We start from the raw sequence: 254 nt of genomic DNA on the forward strand, positions 1-254 counted from the left end.
GTCAAAGTTTATTACTTTGGGTGATGCTGCAACGTTGTATAGCACTATTGCCAATGAAGTCTTTCCTTTCATTAAAAACTTAGGTGCAGAAGACGAAACCACCTATAGCCACCACATGAAAGATGCTCGTTTTACCATTCCTACGCCTGCGCTTTTAACCAAAGTGGTGGATTTGGTTGCCGATGTGCCAATGGATGATAAAGACACCAAAGGCGATATTTACGAATACATGCTCGGTAAGATCGCTTCAGCAG

At 42.5% G+C, this 254-nt stretch carries 1 pseudogene; it reads left to right on the forward strand.

Annotated features, from left to right (window positions below):
* Positions 1 to 254 (forward strand): annotated as a pseudogene (locus MKD49_RS26100) (DNA methyltransferase); the annotation flags it as partial.

Origin of the sequence: Herbaspirillum sp. WGmk3, from assembly GCF_023952535.1 — a bacterium.
GTDB classification, from domain to species: Bacteria; Pseudomonadota; Gammaproteobacteria; order Burkholderiales; family Burkholderiaceae_D; genus Herbaspirillum; species Herbaspirillum huttiense.